The 13,494-nt window shown below is 70.9% G+C and carries 11 protein-coding genes and 1 riboswitch; of the genes, 2 read left to right on the top strand and 9 right to left on the bottom strand.

Going from position 1 to position 13,494, the window contains the following annotated elements; translation table 11 throughout:
• Positions 1 to 3 precede the first annotated feature (3 nt).
• The 3 genes from rpmF to AB0H54_RS09665 form a co-directional block, all read right to left on the bottom strand.
• Positions 4 to 186 (bottom strand): 50S ribosomal protein L32, encoded by a 183-nt coding sequence (gene rpmF / locus AB0H54_RS09675; RefSeq protein WP_138447171.1) that lies wholly within the window; start codon positions 184 to 186, stop codon positions 4 to 6.
• 2 nt (positions 187 to 188) lie between these two features.
• Positions 189 to 872 carry a DUF177 domain-containing protein gene (locus tag AB0H54_RS09670; RefSeq protein ID WP_357344334.1) on the bottom strand — a complete coding sequence of 228 codons (684 nt, stop codon included), beginning with the start codon at positions 870 to 872 and terminating at the stop codon, positions 189 to 191.
• An 87-nt stretch (positions 873 to 959) separates the two neighbouring features.
• Entirely contained in the window at positions 960 to 1,733 is a 774-nt protein-coding gene (locus AB0H54_RS09665) for a DivIVA domain-containing protein (RefSeq protein ID WP_357344332.1), read from the bottom strand.
• A gap of 249 nt (positions 1,734 to 1,982) precedes the next feature.
• Here AB0H54_RS09665 and AB0H54_RS09660 point away from each other — a divergent pair, with 249 nt between their 5' ends.
• Positions 1,983 to 2,513: a GtrA family protein gene (locus tag AB0H54_RS09660; protein WP_357344330.1), complete on the top strand. Its 531-nt coding sequence runs from the start codon at positions 1,983 to 1,985 to the stop codon at positions 2,511 to 2,513.
• On the opposite strand, the gene coaD is transcribed toward AB0H54_RS09660, so the two are convergent.
• The 3 genes from coaD to AB0H54_RS09645 are packed head-to-tail and all read right to left on the bottom strand — an operon-like array spanning position 2,510 to position 6,957.
• Positions 2,510 to 2,995, bottom strand: coding sequence for a pantetheine-phosphate adenylyltransferase (gene coaD, locus AB0H54_RS09655; protein ID WP_355280450.1), 486 nt, complete (start codon positions 2,993 to 2,995; stop codon positions 2,510 to 2,512). The two genes, AB0H54_RS09660 and coaD, sit on opposite strands and share 4 nt — an antisense overlap.
• A gap of 3 nt (positions 2,996 to 2,998) precedes the next feature.
• Positions 2,999 to 3,562, bottom strand: coding sequence for a 16S rRNA (guanine(966)-N(2))-methyltransferase RsmD (rsmD, locus tag AB0H54_RS09650; RefSeq protein ID WP_357344328.1), 564 nt, complete (start codon positions 3,560 to 3,562; stop codon positions 2,999 to 3,001).
• Positions 3,559 to 6,957, bottom strand: a complete 3,399-nt coding sequence (locus AB0H54_RS09645) for a pyruvate carboxylase (RefSeq protein ID WP_357344326.1) — start codon at positions 6,955 to 6,957, stop codon at positions 3,559 to 3,561. Before AB0H54_RS09645 ends, rsmD begins: the two co-directional genes overlap by 4 nt.
• Positions 6,958 to 7,217: 260 nt before the next feature.
• Positions 7,218 to 7,427: riboswitch (cobalamin riboswitch) on the top strand.
• A gap of 140 nt (positions 7,428 to 7,567) precedes the next feature.
• On the opposite strand from AB0H54_RS09645, the gene metE reads away from it, so the two are divergent.
• On the top strand, positions 7,568 to 9,823 hold the full coding sequence (gene metE / locus AB0H54_RS09640) for a 5-methyltetrahydropteroyltriglutamate--homocysteine S-methyltransferase (RefSeq protein WP_357344324.1): 2,256 nt from the start codon (positions 7,568 to 7,570) through the stop codon (positions 9,821 to 9,823).
• Positions 9,824 to 9,910: 87 nt separating this feature from the next.
• On the opposite strand, the gene AB0H54_RS09635 is transcribed toward metE, so the two are convergent.
• The 3 genes from AB0H54_RS09635 to AB0H54_RS09625 are packed head-to-tail and all read right to left on the bottom strand — an operon-like array spanning position 9,911 to position 13,490.
• The gene (locus tag AB0H54_RS09635) at positions 9,911 to 11,050 is read right to left on the bottom strand and encodes a bifunctional 2-methylcitrate synthase/citrate synthase (RefSeq protein WP_357344322.1); all 1,140 of its coding nucleotides are present in this window, start codon (positions 11,048 to 11,050) and stop codon (positions 9,911 to 9,913) included.
• A gap of 2 nt (positions 11,051 to 11,052) precedes the next feature.
• Positions 11,053 to 11,967: a methylisocitrate lyase gene (gene prpB, locus AB0H54_RS09630; protein WP_357344320.1), complete on the bottom strand. Its 915-nt coding sequence runs from the start codon at positions 11,965 to 11,967 to the stop codon at positions 11,053 to 11,055.
• Positions 11,967 to 13,490 carry an MmgE/PrpD family protein gene (locus AB0H54_RS09625; protein WP_357344319.1) on the bottom strand — a complete coding sequence of 508 codons (1,524 nt, stop codon included), beginning with the start codon at positions 13,488 to 13,490 and terminating at the stop codon, positions 11,967 to 11,969. The genes prpB and AB0H54_RS09625 overlap by 1 nt, the downstream gene beginning before the upstream one ends.
• Positions 13,491 to 13,494 lie beyond the last annotated feature (4 nt).

Genomic DNA, 13,494 nt, shown 5'->3' with positions numbered 1-13,494 from the left:
GAATCAGACAGCAGAGGTGACCTGGCGGCCCTTGTAGGTGCCGCAGGACGGGCACGCGATGTGCGGGAGGGTCTTCTCACCGCAGGCACGGTTCGGGCAGGTGACCAGGGTCGGCGCGACGGCCTTCCACTGGCTGCGCCGCGACCGGGTGTTGGAACGGGACATCCGGCGCTTGGGAACAGCCACGGCTACTTCTCCTCTGTGTTTTCGCTGGCCACGTGGGCATCGTTTGCCACGGGAGCGGATCGGTCTGGGGTGGTGGAACCCTCAGCGGGGTCGCCGGTGCCGGGCGCCTCTGCGGCGAAACTCGCCAACTTGGCCCAGCGAGGGTCCAGTATCTCATGCCCATGATCAGGACCCGCAATCGCCATCCGCACACCGCACTCGGGGCACAGGCCCGCGCAGTCCGGGGTGCACAGCGGCTGCAGCGGAAGCTCCAGCCCGATGGCGTCGAGGATCACCGGCTCGAGGTCGATGAGGTCGTCTTCCATGCGGTAGACCTCGTCGTCCTCGGTCGTCTGCTCGGTGGTGCTGTCCGGATACGCGAACAGCTCCGTCAGACGAATCTCGACCTGGTCGTCGAACGGTTCGAGGCAGCGCGAGCACTCCCCGACCGTCGGCCCGGACACCGTGCCGGTGACCAGCACACCCTCCGAGACGGCCTGCAGCTGCAGGTCGAGTTCCACCGCGGCGTCGGCCGGGATGGCGATCAGGTCCAGACCCAGCCGCTCATGGTCGGTGACGGTACGCCGCAGCTCCCGCATGGTTCCCGGCCTGCGGCCGAGACTGCGGACATCCAGCACGAAGCCCGCGTCGGACACAGGACCACTGGCCTTGTGCGGACGCGACGGCGAACCGGAAGCGGCGGGCATCACTGACTCACTTACTTCTGAGGGGATTTGGGCAACCACTCAACAGTACGGCAGGACCCCGCCCGAACCCAAAACGCGACCGCGCGCTCAGCGGCGGTGGTCGGCCGCGTATTCCGGGTATTCGGCGGGCTGACCGCCGCGCATCTGCTGGCGGCCGCGGGTGATCGTGCGCCGCGTCGTGTTCAGCGTCTCCTCCATCTCGGCGAGCCTGCCGCCGAAATCGGCCATCTGCTCGTCGACGTAGTCGTCGCACTCGGCGCGCACCCGATCGGACTCGGCCTGGGCGCTGTCGATCAGGCGCGCCGACTCCGCGTGCGCGGCCCGCACGACCTCGGTCTGCGCGACCAGGCGGGCCTGCTCGGCCTTGCCGTCGGCGACCGAGCGCTCGTAGGAGTCCTTGCCCGCCTGGATGGCGCGGTCGGCGTCGATCTGGGCGCGGCCGGTGAGCTCGTCGTACTCGGCGTTGCCGTCGGCGATCACCTGATCGGCCTCGGCCTGCGCGGTCGCGACCAGGCGATCGGCGTGGGTGGTGGCCTCGGCGACCATGCGGTCGGCGTGCGCCTTGGCGTCGGCCAGGATGCGGTCGGCCTCGGCGCGGGCCTTCTCGATGGTGGTGCGCGCCTGCTCGTTGGCGGAGGTCACGGTGGTCTCGGCGCCGGTGCGGGCGTCGCCGACGATCTTGTCGCGGTGATCGAGGACGTCCTGGGCGTCGTCGAGCTCACCGGGCAGGGCGTCGCGGACGTCGTCGAGCAGTTCGAGGACATCGCCGCGCGGCACGATGCAGCTGCGGGTCGGCGGGATGCCGCGCGCCTCTTCGACGATGGCGACCAGTTCGTCGAGTGCTTCGAATACGCGATACATGCTCACTACCCTCCTGCTTCCTCACGGCGAAACCACTACCGCCGTGGCCCAGTGTGCCCGTCGGCGGCGCGTGTTCCGAATGTCGTCGCGGTGTGTCGCGAGAGTGTCCTAGATCGCACAGATATCAAGTGGAGTGAATCCCTCCACTTCCGCTACCATCGGTAGGCACGACATCGCCGTCCGCCGGGAAGCACTACACCTTTTTTGCTGTTGTACTCCTCGACGCCTTTCACAGGATCGGAGTCGACCATGACCGTTCTGGAAACACCGAGAAACCCGGTGCTGCACGTTGCGGGCATGTTCGCTCCCTGGGCGGGTCCGTTCCCGCTCGTGGCGCCGGTCGAACCCGCTCCCACGCTGCGCCCGCGGTTCGACAAGACCCTGGCCTACCTGCGCGGCGACCGCGCACTCCCCCAGCTCATCCGCTTCGCCCTGGTCGGCGGCTCCAGCAATATCGCCTACGTGCTGCTGTTCTTCGCCATGCACGGGGTCGGCCCGCTGATCGCCAATGTCGCCGGTTCGGTCGTCAGCACGATCATCGCCAACGAACTGCACCGTCAGCTCACCTTCCACGCGGCCGACCGGGTCACCTGGTTCACCGCGCAGTGGGAGGGCGGCGGCTTGGCCCTGCTCGGCCTCGGCATCACGACGGCGAGCCTGGCCGCCCTCGGGGTGTGGGCGCCCGGCCTGGGCGACAGCGTGCAGGCCCTGGCCGTGCTCGCCATCACCGCCGCGGTCGGCGGGATGCGCTTCCTCGCCCTGCGCGGCCTGGTGTTCTAGCCCCGACGCTCGGCCAAGCGGTCGAGGAGGCGCTTGTGCACCGCGGGCGGGAGCATGTCGCTGACGTCGCCGCCGTAGGCCGCGACTTCCTTGACCAGTGAGCTGGACAGGAAGCTCAGGGACGGGTTGGTGGCGATGAAGAAGGTGTCGACGCCGGCCAGTTTGTGGTTCATCTGGGCCATCTGGAGCTCGTAGCCGAAGTCGCCCGCGTCGCGCAGGCCCTTCACGATCGCGCCGACACCCTCCTGCTTGGCGAAGTCGACCAGCAGGCCCTGCCAGGACGCGACGCGCACGTTGGGCAGATGGGTGACCGATTCGCGCAGCAGTTCCATGCGCTCGTCCACGGTGAACATGCCCTGTTTCTTGGGGTTCACCATGACGGTGATGATCACCTCGTCGAACTGCGCGGCCGCACGGGCGAACACGTCGAGGTGACCGTTGGTGACCGGGTCGAAGGAGCCGGGGCACAGTGCTGCAGCCATGGTTCAGACGCTAGCACCGAATTCGGCGAGCTCGATTCTGGTCTCCCCGTACTTGCGCGGCTTCAGCGGCGCATAGCCTGCGGGCCAGGCGATCTCGGGTGAGCGGATGGACCGTTCGACGATCACCAGCGCGTCGGGCGCGAGCCAGCCGTTGGCCGCCAGCGCGGTGAGGTCGGCGATCACGTCCTCGGTGCTCACGTCGTACGGCGGATCGGAGAAGACCACGTCGTAGGTGCCCGGCGCGGCGTGCGCCAGCACCGTGCCGACCGTGCCGAGGCGCAGTTCCGCGCCGGGCAGGCCGAGCTCGGCGATATTGGCCCGTACGGCCGCGGCCGCCTTGCGGTCGGCCTCGACGAGCAGGGCGTGCGCGGCCCCGCGCGAGAGCGCTTCCAGGCCGAGCGCGCCCGAACCGGCGTACAGGTCGACGACCCGCGCGCCGTCCAGGTCGAGGCGCGCGTCGATCGCGCTGAACAGCGCCTCGCGCACCCGGTCCGAGGTGGGCCGGGTACCGGCGGGCGGCACCTTCAGCCGCCGCCCGCCCGCCGTACCCGCGACGATGCGCGTCATTCCGACTCGCGCGCTGCCAGTTCCACCAGCAGATCGCCGCCCTCGACCTGCTGCACTTTGGCGGTCGCGATCCGGCCGACGATGCCGGCGCGCGGCGCGGTGATGGCCGCCTCCATCTTCATCGCCTCGATGGTGCCGACGGTGTCGCCCGCGTGGATCTCGTCGCCCTCCGACACCGCCAGCGTGACGACACCGGCGAACGGCGCCGCGATGTGGCCGGGGTTGTTCTTGTCGGCCTTCTCCGCGGCGGGCACCTCCGACGCGATCGAGCGGTCCCGCACCGCGATCGGGCGCAGCTGCCCGTTCATGATGCACATGACCGTGCGCATGCCCTTCTCGTCCGGCTCGGAGATCGCCTCGAGCCCGATGAGCAGCGTGACACCCTTCTCCAGCTGCACCCGGTGCTCCTCGCCGCGGCGCAGACCGTAGAAGAACTGGTTCTCCGACAGGCCGGTGGTGTCGCCGTACTTCTCCCGGTGCGCCTGGAACTCCGCGGTCGGGCCGGGGAACAGCAGGCGGTTGAGGGTGTGGCGGCGCTCGGCCGAGGTGCCGTCGAGCCCGGCCTGGTCGGCCGCGGTCAGCGGGGTCTCCGGCTTGGGCTCGTTGCGCCCGGCCAGCGCCTTGCTGCGGAACGGCTCGGGCCAGCCACCGGCGGGTTCGCCCAGCTCGCCGCGCAGGAAGCCGATCACCGAGTCGGGGATGTCGTAGCGGCCCGGATCGGCGGCGAAGTCCTCGATGTCGACGCCGGTGCCGACCAGCGCCAGCGCCAGGTCACCGACGACCTTCGACGACGGGGTCACCTTGATCAGGCGGCCCAGCAGCCGGTCGGCCGCGGCGTACTTGGCCTCGACCTCTTCGAACCGGTCGCCCAGGCCGAGCGCGATCGCCTGCTGACGCAGGTTCGACAGCTGACCACCCGGGATCTCGTGGGTGTACACGCGCCCGGTCGGCGCGGGCAGACCCGACTCGAACGGCGCGTACACCTTGCGCAGCGCCTCCCAGTACGGCTCCAGATCGCAGACGTTCTGCAGGTTCAGGCCGGTGTCGCGCTCGGTGTGCGCGGTGGCGGCGACGATCGCCGACAGCGCGGGCTGCGAGGTGGTGCCCGCCATCGCGGCCGAGGCGCCGTCGACCGCGTCGGCGCCCGCCTGCCACGCGGCCAGGTAGGTCGCCAGCTGCCCACCGGGGGTGTCGTGGGTGTGCACGTGCACCGGCAGATCGAAGTTGCTGCGCAGCGCGGTGACCAGCTTCGCCGCCGCGGGCGCGCGCAACAGACCGGCCATGTCCTTGATCGCGAGCACGTGCGCGCCCGCGTCGACGATCTGCTCGGCCAGCTTCAGGTAGTAGTCGAGCGTGTAGAGCGACTCGTTCGGGTCGAGCAGGTCACCGGTGTAGGACAGCGCGACTTCGGCGATGGCCGTACCGGTTTCGCGCACCGCGTCGATGGCCGGGCGCATCTGGTCGACATTGTTGAGCGCGTCGAAGATGCGGAAGATGTCGATACCGGTGGTCGCGGCCTCGGAGACGAAGGCGCGGGTGACCTGCTCCGGGTACGGCGTGTAGCCGACGGTGTTGCGGCCGCGCAGCAGCATCTGCAGACAGATGTTCGGCACGGCCTCACGCAGCGCAGCCAGCCGCTCCCACGGGTCCTCGTGCAGGAAGCGCAGCGCCACATCGTAGGTCGCGCCGCCCCACGCCTCGATCGAGAGCAGTTCGGGAGTCAGCCGGGCGACGTGCCCGGCCACGCCGAGCAGGCCGTTGGTGCGCACGCGGGTGGCCAGCAGCGACTGGTGCGCGTCGCGGAAGGTGGTGTCGGTGACGCCGAGCGCCTTCTGCTCGCGCAGGGCGCGGGCGAAACCGTCCGGGCCGAGGGCGAGCAGGCGCTGGCGCGAGCCGTCCGGCGGCGGCAGGGTCAGGTCGGCGGCGGGCAGCTTGTCGTACGGGTACACCGTGGTGCGCCGGTCGCCGTGCGGCTTGTTGACGGTGACGTCGGCCAGGTAGCTCAGGATCTTGGTGCCGCGGTCGGCCGAGCCGCGCGAGGTCAGCAGCTCCGGTCGCTCGTCGATGAACGAGGTGGTGACCCGGCCCGCCTGGAAGTCCGGATCGTCGAGCACCGCGAGCAGGAAGGGGATGTTGGTCGTGACGCCACGGATGCGGAACTCGGCGAGCGCGCGCCGGGCGCGGGCGGCCGCGGCGGGCAGGTCGCGACCGCGGCAGGTCAGCTTGACCAGCATCGAGTCGAAGTAGGCGCCGATCTCCGCGCCCAGGTTCGCGCCGCCGTCCAGGCGGATGCCCGCGCCGCCGGGGGTGCGGTAGGCGGTGATGCGGCCGGTGTCGGGGCGGAAGCCGTTGGCCGGGTCCTCGGTGGTGATGCGGCACTGCAGCGCGGCGCCACGGATCGACACCGTGTCCTGGCTCAGGCCGAGGTCGGCCAGGCTCTCGCCGGACGCGATGCGCAGCTGCGACTGCACCAGGTCGACGTCGGTGATCTCCTCGGTGACCGTGTGCTCGACCTGGATGCGCGGGTTCATCTCGATGAAGACGTGGTTGCCGCGCTCGTCGAGCAGGAACTCCACCGTGCCCGCGTTGCTGTAGCCGATCTGCCGGGCGAAGGCCACGGCGTCGGCGCAGATCCGTTCGCGCAGTGCCGGATCCAGGTTCGGCGCGGGCGCGAGCTCGATCACCTTCTGGTGGCGGCGCTGCAGCGAGCAGTCGCGCTCGAACAGGTGCATGACATTGCCGTGCTGGTCGGCCAGGATCTGCACCTCGATGTGGCGCGGGTTCACCACCGCCTGCTCGAGGAACACGGTCGGATCGCCGAAGGCCGACTCGGCCTCGCGCGAGGCCGCCTCGATCGACTCGCGCAGCTGCTCGGGCGCGGCCACGCGGCGCATGCCGCGGCCGCCACCACCGGCGACGGCCTTGACGAAGATCGGGTACTCGAATTCCTGGGAGGCGGCCAGCAGGGCGTCGATGTCGGCGGACGGCTCACTGGACTTCAGCACCGGCAGGCCGGCGGCCTTGGCGGCGGCGATGGCGGTGGCCTTGTTGCCCGCCATCTCGAGCACGGCGGCCGAGGGACCGATGAAGGTGATGCCCTCGCGCTCACAGGCGGCCGCGAGGTCGGGGTTCTCGGACAGGAAGCCGTAGCCGGGGTAGATCGCGTCGGCGCCCGCGCTCTTGGCCGCGTCGATGATCGCCTCGATGGACAGGTACGCCCGGACCGGGTGCCCCTCCTCGCCGATCTGATACGACTCGGCCGCCTTCAGCCGATGGACGGAGTTGCGGTCCTCATGGGGGAACACCGCGACCGTTCCGATGCCGAGTTCGTATGCCGCGCGGAAGGCGCGAATGGCGATCTCACCACGATTGGCGACCAAGACTTTCGAGAACATTGGACCACGGTACCCGGCCGCGACCGCAGCACTGTCACGCAAGGTGGCTTCGCAGCAATCTTCACATCGCACACCCGCCCACCTGCGAAGTTGCGTTCATCGGGCCGTCACATCTCACCGCGGCGGCAGGCATGCGGTGCGCCGCCGAAGCGCAGGTCACGCGGGCCGGGCGAGACGGGGTGGTCGCGGCGGCCCGCGCCGAGGCCCTATGCTGTGTGACGCAGCTGGTTCGCCTGCGCGGTGGAAGAGTCGGAGCCCCGACCTCCCGCGCCGGCGTCGAAGCCCGGGCACCGTGTGCCGGGCGAAGAGGGAACCCGGTGGGAATCCGGGACTGTCCCGCAGCGGTATGCAGGAACGACCGCCGTCATCAGCACTGGGCACGATGCCCGGGAAGCGACGGCCAGTAGGTCGGTCGATCACACGACCGGTGCCCGCGAGTCCGAAGACCTGCCGACTGTGCCGGATACGCCGTATCCGGCGGCCACCGCCTCGTGGATCGGGCGCGCGGACCACCTGTGCCGACCCGTCGTGTCCTCACGACGGGTTCCTCCGGTGTCGGCGTCGCCCGCGAAAGGCGTCGGCTCTCCCCGCACGACACTGGAGAATCTCCGTGACTGTTTCGCACTCCCCGTTCACCGCGACGGTTCTGGGCCTGCCGCGGGTCGGCCCGCGCCGGGAACTCAAGCGCGCCACCGAGTCCTACTGGGCAGGCCGGCTCGGCGCCGAGGACCTGCACGCCGTCGGGCGCATGCTGCGCACCGTGCAGTTCGCCGCGTTGCAGGCGGCCGGACTGGATTCGGTGCCCGTCGGCACCTTCTCCTACTACGACCAGATGCTCGACACCGCCGTCCTGCTCGGTGCGCTGCCGCACCGGGTGGCCGAGATCGCCGACCCGCTGGACCGCTATTTCGCGGCCGCGCGCGGCACCGACACCGTCGCGCCGCTGGAGATGACCAAGTGGTTCGACACCAACTACCACTACCTGGTGCCCGAGATCGACGCGGCCACCACGTTCACCCTGCACCCGGAGCAGCTGCTGACCGAGCTCGCCGAGGCGATCCAGCTCGGCGTGCAGGCGCGGCCGGTGGTGATCGGCCCGCTGACCTTCCTGAAGCTGGCCAAGTCCGCCGACGGCGCCGCGCTGGACCGGCTGCCGGAACTGCTGCCGCTGTACCTGGACCTGCTCGGGCGCCTGGCCGCGGCGGGCGCGCAGTGGGTGCAGATCGATGAGCCGGTGCTGGTCACCGATCTGACCGAGGCCGAGATCGAGCTGGTGCGCGACACCTACACCGCGCTCTCGGCCGCGCCGGACCGGCCCGCGATCCTGGTCGCCACCTACTTCGGGCACCCCGGCGCCGCGCTGACGGCGCTGGCGGACACCGGAATCGACGGCGTCGCGCTCGATTTCACCGCCGGTACCGAGACGTCCGCGATCGCCGGGATTCCGGCGCTGGCGGGCAAGCTGCTGGTCGCCGGTGTCGTCGACGGCCGCAACATCTGGCGCACCGACCTCGACGCCGCGATCGCCACGCTCGGCGCCCTCGGCGGCGAGGTGGCCGTGTCGACCTCCTGCTCGCTGCTGCACGTGCCGTACTCGCTGACCCCGGAGACCGGGCTCGACGACCAGCTGCGGTCGTGGCTGGCCTTCGGCGCCGAAAAGGTCGGTGAGGTGCGGGTGCTCGCGACCGCGCTGGCCGAGGGCACCGGCGCGGTCACCGCCGAGCTGGCCGCCGCCCGCGCCGCGGCGCAGACCCGGCGCACCGACCCGCGCCTGCACGACGACCGGGTCCGCGCCCGGCTGGCCGCGCTCGACGACGCCGACCTCACCCGCTCCCCCGCCGACGAGCGCAGGGCGGCGCAGCGCGATCACCTGGACCTGCCGGTGCTGCCGACCACCACGATCGGCTCCTACCCGCAGACCTCGGCCATCCGCCTGGCCCGCGCCGCGCTGCGCACCGGCGAGATCGACGAGGCCGAGTACGTGCGCCGGATGCGCGCCGAGATCGCCGACGTGATCACCCTCCAGGAGCGGCTCGGCCTGGACGTGCTGGTGCACGGCGAGCCGGAACGCAACGACATGGTCCAGTACTTCGCCGAGCTGCTCGACGGGTTCGCCGCCACCGAGGCGGGCTGGGTGCAGTCCTACGGCACCCGCTGCGTGCGTCCGCCGATCCTGTTCGGTGACGTCTCCCGGTCCGCGCCGATGACGCTGTCGTGGATCGGCTACGCCCAGTCGCTGACGGCCAAGCCGGTCAAGGGCATGCTCACCGGTCCGGTGACGATCCTGGCGTGGTCGTTCGTCCGTGACGATCAGCCGCTGGCCGACTCGGCCCGGCAGGTCGCGCTGGCGATCCGGGACGAGACGGTCGACCTGGAGTCCCAGGGCGCCCGGATCATCCAGGTCGACGAGCCCGCGCTGCGCGAGCTGCTGCCGCTGCGCGCGGCCGATCAGCCCGCCTACCTGCGCTGGTCGGTGGACGCGTTCCGGCTGGCCACCGCCGGGGTCGCCGACACCACCCAGGTGCACACGCACCTGTGCTACTCGGAGTTCGGCGAAGTGATCTCGGCGATCGCGGGCCTGGACGCCGACGTCACCTCCATCGAGGCGGCCCGCTCGCACATGGAGGTGCTCGACGACCTGAACGCGGCCGGTTTCGCGCTCGGGGTCGGCCCGGGTGTCTACGACATCCACTCGCCGCGGGTGCCCTCGGTCGAGGAGATCACCACCTCGCTGTCGGCGGCGCTGAAGGCGGTTCCGGCCGAGCGGCTGTGGGTGAACCCGGACTGCGGTCTCAAGACCCGTGGCCCGGTGGAGGTCGAAGCGTCGCTGCGCAATCTGGTGACGGCAGCCGCCGCGCTGCGCTGACATGACACTGCCCCGGACGGCGCGATCCGTCCGGGGCGGGTGCCGGGCCGCTTCGTCCGCGATGAGGGGCGGACGAAGCGGGCCGGTTCAGTGGCGCGTGGCGGGCACCGGGCGCTGGTCGACGCCGCGATATTCCGACAGCGGCCGGATCAGCGCGTTCGCGGCCGACTGCTCCGCGATGTGCGCGGTCCAGCCGGTGATCCGGCTCATCACGAAGATGGGCGTGAACATCTCGATGTCGAGGCCCATCAGGTAGTAGGCGGGTCCGGCGGGGAAGTCGAGATTCGGTGCGATGCCCGTCTTCTCGGCCATGGCGGCGGCCAGTGCGTCGTACATGCGCACCCACCGCTGCCCACCGGTGACCGTGGCGACCTCGTCCAGCGCGGCCTTCATCGTCGGCACCCGGGAGTCGCCGTCGCGGTAGACCCGGTGGCCGAAGCCCATCACCTTGCGCCGCGCGGCCAGCGTCTCGGCCACCCAGGCGGCGGCCCGCTCGGGGTCACCGATCTCGAGCATGGTGTGCATGACCGCCTCGTTGGCGCCGCCGTGCAGTCTGCCCTTCAACGCGCCGATGGCCGCGGTGATCGCGCTGTACATGTCCGAGCCGGTGGAGGTCACCACCCGGGCCGCGAAGGTGGAGGCGTTGAATCCGTGCTCGGCGTAGAGGATCAGCGAGATCTCGAACGCCCGCACGATCCGCGGCGCCGGGACCTCGCCGAAGCACATGTACAGGAAGTTCTCGGCGAACCCGAGCTGGGAGTGCGGGGCGATCGGGTCCAGTCCGCGCCGCCTGCGCATCGCGGCCGCGATCACCGTGGGCAGCAGCGCGGTCAATCGCAGTGCGGCGGCGAGCCTTTCCCGCTCGCCCACGCTCTCGGAGGCGGCGTCCTCGGTGCCGAGGTAGCTCACGACCGTGCGCACCACATCCATCGGATGGCAGGTGTCGGGCATCTTCTCCACCAGCGCCAGCACCGACCGATCGATCCGGCGTTGCGCGCGTTCGCGCTGGCACAGCTGTTGCAGCTGCCCGTCGTCGGGCAGTTCGCCGTACCAGAGCAGGTAGGCGACCTCCTCGAAGGAGCAGCGCGCGGCCAGATCCTGCACGGGATAGCCGCGATAGGTCAGCGAGTTGGTCTCGGCGACCACCTTGGAGATGCTCGTCGTGTCGACCACCACGCCCGCCAGTCCCTTGGCGATGGCGTTCGGTGCCGTCTGTCCACTGGTCATGGTCACTCACCCACTGTGAAATCGAAGATGCCGGAGTCGAATTCGTTGTAGCGCTGGTAGCCGAGCAGTTCGTAGAGCCGGGACCGGTGCTGCATGCGGTCCAGCAGGGCCGATTGGGTACCGGCCGTGGCGATCTCGCGCAGACCGTTCTCGATCGCGCCCATCGCCAGCCGCAGCGTGGTGACCGGGTAGATCACCGCGTTGTAGCCGAGGTCGGTCAGTGTCGCGGCCGACAGCAGCGGGGTCTTGCCGAACTCGGTCATGTTGGCCAGCAGCGGGACATCCACGGCGGCACGGAACTTCGCGAACTCGGCCTCGTCGACCAGCGCCTCGGTGAAGATCAGGTCGGCGCCGGCGTCGGCGTACGCCTTGGCCCGGTCGATCGCCGCGTCCAGCCCCTCGATGGCGCGCGCGTCCGTGCGGGCGCAGAGCACGAAGCCCGGATCGCGGCGCACCGCAACGGCCGCCCGGATCCGGCGCACCATCGTCGCGGTGTCGACGACCGCCTTGCCGTCGAGATGACCGCATCGCTTGGGATTGACCTGGTCCTCGAGGTGACAGCCGGCCAGGCCCGCGTCCTCGAGCAGGGTCACCGTGCGGGCGGCGTTCATCGGCTCGCCGAAGCCGGTGTCGGCGTCGACGAGGACCGGCAGCTCGGTGGCGCGCGCGATCTGGCGGCCGCGCTCGACGACCTCGGTGAGCGTGGTCAGGCCGATGTCGGGCAGGGCCAGCTCGGCCGACACCACCGCCCCGGAGACATACACCCCGTCGAACCCGATCTCCTGGATCAGCCTGGCCACCAGCGGATTCACCGCGCCGGGCAGCCGCTGCAAGGTCCCGGAGGCCAGGCCGGCCCGGAAGGCGGCGCGCTTGGCCGCCGGACTCGCCTGCGCGGCGAGCAGTCCCTCCACACTCATCAGAACAGTCCTTCCCGCGCGGCGGGCAGCACGTCGAACAGGACCGGGTCGACCGCGAAGGTCAGCTGGTCCAGTTCGCCCGCAGCCAGCTCCGGGGTGCGCTGCGCGGCGTCGAGGAAGCGGTCCTGTTCGTCCGGCGTGACGACGCCGTCGGCGAGGGCGCGGAACTTCTCGAGGTACTGCGCGCGGGCGAACGGTCGCGCGCCCAGCGGATGCGCGTCGGCCACCGCGAGCTCGTCGACGATCACCGTGCCGTCGTCGAGGGTGACCACGGCCCGCGCGCCGAACGCCTTCTCGGCCGGGTCGGTCGCGTGATAGCGGCGCGTCCACTCCGGGTCCTCGACGGTGGCGATCTTGTGCCACAGCGCGACGGTGTCGGGCCGCTGCGCGCGCTCGGGCGCGTAGGAACGCTCGTGATGCCAGGTGCCGTCCTGGAGCGCGACGGCGAAGATATAGGGCAGCGAGTGGTCGAGGGTCTCGCGGCTGGCGCGCGGGTCGAACTTCTGCGGGTCGCCGGAGCCGGTGCCGATCACGTAGTGCGTGTGATGGCTGGTGTGCAGCACGATCGAGGCGATCCGGGCGGTGTCGGGGATCCGCGCGCGCAGCCTGCGCGCGAGGTCGATCGGGGCCTGGCTCTGATATTCGGCCGAGTGCTCCTTGGTGTAGCTGTCCAGGATGGCGCGCTTGGCCTCGCCGGGGCCGGGCAGCGGCACGTGGTATTCGGCGTCGGTACCGCCGAGCAGCCAGGCGATGACGCCGTCGGCGCCCTCCCAGATCGGGGCGGGCGCGCCCTCACCGCGCATCGCGCGGTCGACCGCTTCGACGGCCATCTTCCCCGCGAACGCCGGTGCGTAGGCCTTCCAGCTGGAGATCTCGCCCTTACGGGACTGCCGGGTCGCGGTGGTGGTGTGCAGCGCCTGCCCGACCGCCTGGTAGATGGTCTCGGCGTCCAGCCCGAGCAGGGTGCCGATGCCCGCCGCGGCCGACGGGCCGAGATGGGCGACGTGGTCGATCTTGTGCTCGTGCAGGCAGATCGCGCGCACCAGGTCGATCTGGATCTCGTAGCCGGTGGCCAGCCCGCGGATCAGCTCGGCGCCGCTGCGCCCGGCATGCTGGGCGACGGCCAGGATCGGCGGGATGTTGTCGCCGGGATGGGAGTACTCGGCGGCCAGGAAGGTGTCGTGGAAGTCGAGCTCGCGCACGGCCACCCCGTTGGCCAGCGCCGCCCACTCGGGGGAAAAGCGCTGCGGGCCCGGCAGTCCGAACACGGTGGCGCCGTGCCGCGACGAGTGCGCGGGCAGCGGGTGCGCGCTCGCCTGCGCCCTGGCGGTCCGCACCGGGCCGCGCAGGACCGAGGCCGCGGCCACCGCGGCGTTGTCGATGATCCGGTTGACGATCATGTCGGTGACCTCGCCGGATACCGGCACGGGGTCGGTGGCCACCTCCGCCACCAGGGTGGCCAGGTGCTGCGCGCGGGGGAACTCCTCGGCGGCGCCGACACTGCGAACGATATGGGTCTTCACTGAT

Source organism: Nocardia sp. NPDC050718 (genome assembly GCF_040654235.1).
Taxonomy (GTDB): Bacteria; Actinomycetota; Actinomycetes; order Mycobacteriales; family Mycobacteriaceae; genus Nocardia.
Note: the sequence above shows the minus strand (reverse complement) of the source record. Positions and strands in the feature narration are given on the sequence as shown.